The organism is Oleiphilus sp. HI0079, from assembly GCF_001635105.1.
The window spans coordinates 1-1989 of the sequence record NZ_LWFT01000631.1 but is presented as its reverse complement, the minus strand read 5'-3'; the positions used below and the strand labels follow the sequence as shown (position 1 = coordinate 1989).

Genomic DNA, 1989 nt, shown 5'->3' with positions numbered 1-1989 from the left:
TAGAGTGATTGATTTAGCTTACGAGTAGAGGAAAACATGAAAGCAGCAGTGAAAGCACTATTCGCACTTGTGTTGAGTGCAGGTGCAACAAATGCTCTAGCAAGTGGTGGCGAAGTCACCATGCTGGATCTAACCGCGACCTGGTTGGGTGGTTTGTCGATTTTGATTTTTGTCTTGGCCTACATGCTGGTTATCGGCGAAGAGTTTTTGCATCTGCGTAAGTCCAAGCCGGTCATGGTGGCTGCGGGCATCATATGGGTGTTCGTTGCGATCTCCTACAACATGGCGGGCGATACGACGAGTGCGCATACCATGATTCAGCATAATATCCTCGAATACGCCGAACTGTTGCTCTTTCTACTTGCTGCGATGACCTACGTAAACACAATGCAGGAACGTAATGTATTTGCTGCTCTGCGCTCGGTGCTGGTCTCTCGGGGTTATTCATTAAAATCTATCTTCTGGATTACCGGCTTACTGGCCTTCTGTATTTCTCCCATCGCGGATAATCTAACGACGGCATTGGTCATGGCGGCGGTCGTTATGGCGGTTGGTGGCGATAACAAGACTTTTATCGGCATGGGCTGTGTGAATATTGTTATCGCAGCAAATGCGGGTGGTGCTTTCAGCCCGTTTGGTGACATCACAACACTTATGGTTTGGCAGAAAGGTAAGGTCGAGTTTCTCGGGTTTTTTGCGTTACTTGTGCCGGCCATTGTTAACTGGCTTGTGCCGGCAATTCTCATGTCGTTGTTTTTACCAAAAGGGCAACCAGAGGGGGTTACCGAAGAAGTAAGAATCAAGCGTGGCGGAGTCACTGTTATCTTCCTTTTCTTAGGCACAATTGCAATGGCAGTTACATTTCATAGTGCGCTCCATCTTCCGTCCATGGTCGGTATGATGACGGGTTTAGGGGTACTAAAACTTTACGGTTACTACCTGAAGCTGAAAGGCGACTTGCCGCACGATACGATCGAGCAGCACGCGGGATCCAGTGAGGCTCACTCAGAAGGGCAGTTCGATATTTTCGATCAATTACAGCGCGCCGAATGGGATACCTTGATGTTCTTCTATGGCGTGGTGTTGTGTGTCGGTGGTCTAAGTGCTTTTGGCTATCTCAATCTCGCTTCGGTATTTATGTATCAGGAAATGGGCACCAGTTGGGCGAATATCTTGGTCGGTATTCTGTCAGCGATTGTCGATAACATTCCTGTGATGTTTGCTGTGTTGACGATGGATCCAAGCATGTCGATTAACCAATGGTTGCTTGTAACACTCACCGCCGGTGTTGGTGGTTCATTGCTGTCGATCGGCTCGGCTGCCGGTGTTGCGCTTATGGGGCAGGCACGAGGCATGTATACGTTCTTTGGGCATTTGAAGTGGACTTGGGCGATTGCGCTAGGCTACGTTGCATCGATCTACGCGCACTTTTTGATGTCTGGCATGCCGTTTTAAGGCTATTGTCATATAACTGACATATTGATGCATATCATCTGAACAGGGCGCCTCACTTGTGTGAGGCGCCCTTTTGCGTTTTAAATAACACCGAGCGATACAACCAACAGTGCAAGGGAGCAAGGTTTGAATCTGACGTCTAGTTCGAGCGAAGTACCATATTACTCAAAAGAATTGAGTTGGTTGGCGTTTAACGAGCGGGTGCTGCAAGAGGCGGGCAATGACGATGTACCTGAAATTCAGCGTCTTCGATACCTAGGCATTTTCTCGAATAATTTAGATGAGTTTTTCCGCGTGCGGGTTGCGGATGTTAGCCGGCTAGCCGTGTTTTCGAAATCTGCGGAAGACAAACAACGCTATCGTGAGCACTTGACGATGATTCAAGATTGCACACGGAAGCTACAAATACAGTTCGACAAAACCTATAAAGATGTATTGCGTGCGCTACGCCGCCGGAATATCTACATCATCACTGCCGAGCAGTTTGATGAAAAGCAAGGCGCTGAGGCGAAACGACTGTTTCAAGAGCAGCTT

The 1989-nt window shown here is 48.3% G+C and carries 1 protein-coding gene and 1 pseudogene; both read left to right on the top strand.

Annotated features, from left to right (window positions below):
* The first annotated feature begins 36 nt into the window (after positions 1 to 36).
* Positions 37 to 1455, top strand: coding sequence for a sodium:proton antiporter NhaD (gene nhaD, locus A3750_RS11445; RefSeq protein ID WP_068457943.1), 1419 nt, complete (start codon positions 37 to 39; stop codon positions 1453 to 1455).
* Between the two features lie 126 nt (positions 1456 to 1581).
* A pseudogene (locus A3750_RS11440) lies at positions 1582 to 1989 on the top strand (hypothetical protein); the annotation flags it as partial.